This is a genomic window from Synechococcus sp. PCC 6716 (assembly GCF_022570815.1).
GTDB lineage: Bacteria > Cyanobacteriota > Cyanobacteriia > Thermosynechococcales > Thermosynechococcaceae > Thermosynechococcus > Thermosynechococcus lividus.
Genome location: NZ_JAKLTU010000048.1, coordinates 1 through 4,068, shown reverse-complemented (window position 1 = coordinate 4,068; position 4,068 = coordinate 1). Strand labels below are relative to the sequence as shown.

5 protein-coding genes and 1 other RNA gene are annotated in these 4,068 nt (G+C 51.8%); 2 read left to right on the top strand and 4 right to left on the bottom strand.

Annotation, left to right across the window (positions count from 1 at the left end; genetic code table 11):
* Both L5220_RS13770 and L5220_RS13765 read left to right on the top strand, forming a co-directional pair.
* On the top strand, nucleotides 1–270 hold a 270-nt coding region (locus tag L5220_RS13770; RefSeq protein ID WP_499574197.1), incomplete at its 5' end, for a transposase.
* A 276-nt stretch (nucleotides 271–546) separates the two neighbouring features.
* Nucleotides 547–885 carry a DUF8632 family protein gene (locus L5220_RS13765; protein ID WP_198405935.1) on the top strand — a complete coding sequence of 113 codons (339 nt, stop codon included), beginning with the start codon at nucleotides 547–549 and terminating at the stop codon, nucleotides 883–885.
* 98 nt (nucleotides 886–983) lie between these two features.
* On the opposite strand, the gene L5220_RS13760 is transcribed toward L5220_RS13765, so the two are convergent.
* The 4 genes from L5220_RS13760 to L5220_RS13745 form a co-directional block, all read right to left on the bottom strand.
* Nucleotides 984–1,322, bottom strand: coding sequence for a hemagglutinin (locus tag L5220_RS13760; protein WP_099798952.1), 339 nt, complete (start codon nucleotides 1,320–1,322; stop codon nucleotides 984–986).
* A 279-nt stretch (nucleotides 1,323–1,601) separates the two neighbouring features.
* Nucleotides 1,602–1,988, bottom strand: a transfer-messenger RNA (tmRNA) gene (gene ssrA / locus L5220_RS13755).
* 66 nt (nucleotides 1,989–2,054) lie between these two features.
* Nucleotides 2,055–3,731: an ATP-binding protein gene (locus tag L5220_RS13750; protein ID WP_499574195.1), complete on the bottom strand. Its 1,677-nt coding sequence runs from the start codon at nucleotides 3,729–3,731 to the stop codon at nucleotides 2,055–2,057.
* Nucleotides 3,732–3,941: 210 nt separating this feature from the next.
* Nucleotides 3,942–4,068: zinc ribbon domain-containing protein (locus L5220_RS13745; protein ID WP_499574199.1), on the bottom strand; the 127-nt coding region annotated here is incomplete at its 5' end.

Below are 4,068 nucleotides of genomic sequence, written 5' to 3'. Positions count from 1 at the left end.
TCTTCCGATCTCAAAGACCGCATTCAGCAACTAGACGAGCAGATCGCCACCCAAATCCATCCATGTCAGCCCTGGCAGGCAAAACAGACGCGGCTGATGACGGTTCCAGGGGTGGGCAAGGTCGTCGCCGCTACCTTGTTAGCCCTGTTGCCAGACCTGGGACAGTTGTCCACTCGAAAAATCAGTACGCTGGTGGGCGTTGCCCCATTCAACCGAGATAGTGGGCAGAAGCAAGGCAAACGCGCTATCTTTGGTGGYSGTGCGCCATAATCCAGTGATTCGCGTCTTCTATCACCGCTTATTAGCGAAGGGCAAGGCTACCAAAGTAGCGTTAGTGGCTTGTATGCATAAGCTATTAACAATTCTCAATGCCATGCTCAAACATGGTACGGACTGGCAGCCGTCCAACTCAGATGGGAGTCAATCGGCTGTTCCAGCATCATAATTTGCTTGACTTTTAAGATAATCGCTTCTCCCTAGGGAGACGGGTTGGGGATGAGGGCAATTCATAGCCACACTCAGCAACATTGGGGAGAGAAAGCCTCTATGCTAAACACAATTACTGCTGCGCCAACAACACCCCTGCCACCATGGCCAACGGGCTATCATTTTTACAGTCCGGGCTACTCCTTTAGCTATGAGGTCATTGGCCCGTGTTGTCGCCTGTTTGATCGCGAGCAGCTACCTTGGCCCTGCTGCCGCATTGCGTGGCGCAGCAAAGAACCGAGTTGGCGGCGGATTGGCCGTCGATTAGTGGTGGATGGGGCAACAAAGCGCCACCCTAGCTACGCCGTTTACCATCGAGAAACAAACACCGTCATGATGATCACCCTGTACTGGATCCACCTAGAAGGACGCGATCGCCAGTGGTGGTACGGCGCTTGACGAATATATTTGAGGTATCACTGGGGGTAAATTCCTGTCAATGGCATCTTATTTACCAGCCCCGGAACTGGTATGGACCTTAAAAGCCAGCCTAGTATTTAAGCACGGTCAAACCAGAGAACCTTAATCACGCCGCTACCGACTAGAGTTACGAGTCCGACAATAAACGCCCATAGCCTTGCATCTGTAGCACGTTGCTGAGTACGAAGCTCATTGATGTCATCCCGCAGTTCAGAGCGTAAGCCATCAACCTTATCATTAATTACCTTGATTTCAGCCCTTACCGTATTAAATTGCTCATTACTCTTGGACTGGTTCACCCTGACTTCTAAGGTCAATGCTTGGAGTTCAGACTGAACCCTTTTCATATCGCCTTGCAATTCTTTAAGAATATCCATGATTTGCTTGGCTTCGGATGCTGGTATCGGCTCACTCATGGTTATCTCCCTCAGCTTTGCACCCTAGCTGTTTCGGAGTAGCTGTGACATCACCAGTCTCCTTGTCAGATTTTGGTGCAGGTTAGGGGGTATATCACCAAGCCCATCTGGAGTCGTCCTATTTTCGATATTTTTTAAGCTAAACAGACCCATGCCAACAGGCAAGCTCAACACTTTATCACTAGGCTTCAGTCTGCGTGGTTTCACATCACCCAGCATAAACGGGTAACTTTTTTCTCAACACGGTACTTATCAGTGATGATACCCGCTAAAACATATTGATGGAGCTGACGGGAGTCGAACCCGTGTCCGCCCTAGCTACTCACCGACTGCTCATTCACAGGCTTAGCCTTTCTGACCCTCAGGCAGGAACTGTTCCTTATCCCGAACAGTAGGATGCTCTGGTAGAGTCTTTGCTAAACAGGCCACCAGAGAGAACTGCTTAGCGCATCCGTTGGGGTTAACCCGCTGCCCTTAACGGAGTCAGACAACGAGTGCTCGAACCGTTTTAGAGGTCTTAGGCTACCGCAGCAGCTTTACGAGCGAAAGGAACGATGTTGTTCGCAGTTACTTTTTGGTTTGGACTCTGGATTAACGAGAGATAGTCCACTCTCGACCTGTATCACAGCCTAACTTTCACTAGAACGTCGAAGCCGTTTCAGCCCCATGATTAGACTTACCACTAATCTAGCTTATTTTTTTGGAATTGACGACAGGGGACATTCTCAATTCCTATTCAATTGATCGCCGGCCAACTGTTTTCGCCTTCGGGCGCGGTACTGGTGGAGCAACCTCTAACTGGCGTTCCAGTTGTTTTTGTGGTTCAAAGTACGCCTGCCACAGGGCTGGAGCATCCAGCGTGTCGCCCCCATGGCGGGTGAGGCGCTGACGCACCCGACACAGCACGGGTGTATTGACGCAGGCACCGGAAATAATCACTTGTCCTTTGCTGAGGGCGGGTAACTCCTTGAGGAGGTCTCTGCCTGCGGCTTCAACGCCATGCTTCAGGCTCTCTTGATCCACGGGGTTAATAATTCGCAAAATAAATTGGCTCATGCACTGCGAGAGCACATCGCTATCCAACTTGCCCGGACGCTGGGTAATGAGCCCAACCCCAACTCCAAACTTACGGCCTTCACTCAGGATAGTGCGCAGTACCTGTTTGCACTGCGAAGGCTCATGGGCAGGAGCAAAGCGATGGGCTTCTTCGATCAGGATGAATACAGGGTACGGCAGGKATTGCTCATCGCCTTTGGACGAGCGCCCTTTGTGGGTATTGATGCGGGCATGGTTAGTTTGCCGCAGAATAGCAGTGGCAATCACCTGTTGCTCTTCGAGGGGAATTTCATTCATCTGCAGAACCGTAATTTGCCCCGGCACAAAAAGGCGTTGCGGTGGCAGGTGTTCGTAGGCATGGAAATAGTCAGAGCGCTCCATTTTCTCTAGTTTCCATGCCAGTGCTGGCGCGGAGGAGCCTTGTTGGGTGTTCCCGTCCTCATCAACGCTGCGATCTACGCTATAGACTGCCTCAATTAAGTCAGCGATACCCCACCGATCATTAGTAAAGCGTCTGCGCACCTCATCGTAGGCGCGTCTAAGGATAGCTTGCTGGCGATCGCTCATCTGGGGCAGCAGGGTCAAAATATCGTAAAACTCGAGGGAGGAGACACGAATTTTAATGTCTTCTGGGGTAATAATTTGGACCTTGGGCTGGTAGCCATCCTCCCCCCGAAATGCTGAGTGCCCCTGAATGGCGCTGAGGGTATGGTATTCACCGTGGGGGTCAAAAATGAGCACTGCCGCCCGATTTTTCGGCAGGAGTAACTCTTCAAGGAGTACGCCTGCGGTGTAGGATTTACCAGACCCTGTGCCTGCCAAAATAGCCATGTGAGTGCTCACCAGTTCCTTAACATCCAAGCTGATGGGCACCGCGCCTTCATCCCGCAGCAGCAGCGAGCCGATATGAGCCGATCCAGGGGCATGCATGGGTTTTTTGTTGAGCACCTGCTGGAGCCATTCATCCTCAGCACGATAGACCTTTGCCCCCGGGGGAGGGAGGCGGCGCAGGTTACTAAAGCCCAAAATTGGGTCAAAGTAGCCCATCACTTCTACGGTGATTTCGTAGAGTTCGGCGGGTTCGCAGGTAAAGCCAATTAAGGCGGCGATCGCCCCAGGGTCAAGCTCGTAGTCAGCAAACATCCGATCCGGTAAATGCTCAATGAGGCAACAGGTACTAATTTTGCCTAGGACTTGCCGCACCACAGGCACGGCTGCATTGCCATCGTCAATACTGTAAAAAACGAATTCACCGATGCGCACCGGACGAGCATCTGCCGTAATAAACACGTATTCGTTGCCGGACTCCCCCGGACCTTTGACAATTCCAACAATTTGAGGGCAATTGGCCATCGAGATGTCATCCTGCTGTTGGTCACGCTAACAGCTTAGTTTTTGGGTTTGACCCTACACTCAGGGTAAGGGATCTGCAACATGTTGCAGTAGGTGCTTGAATCCACGACCACAATGGCAAGTACCCTTTTGGGGTATGACGGGTAGTTCAAAATTGCCAAATCGCTGTGAACTGAACCCCGCCCTAGAAGGGCGAGGCTTCTACCCCGGTTAGGGGCTTAATTCCGGGTTCCCCGGTAAAAGACGAACCGCCTCTTGCAGGATATTCCATGCAGCGGTCACGTCGCGAACATGCTGCCTTCCGCACGATGGGCACCTCCACTCTCGGTCACTGAGC

Coding starts and splice junctions, on each gene's coding strand:
- L5220_RS13765 (WP_198405935.1), top strand. CDS start 547: ATGCTAAACACAATTACTGCTGCGCCAACAACACCCCTGCCACCATGG.
- L5220_RS13760 (WP_099798952.1), bottom strand. CDS start 1,322: ATGAGTGAGCCGATACCAGCATCCGAAGCCAAGCAAATCATGGATATT.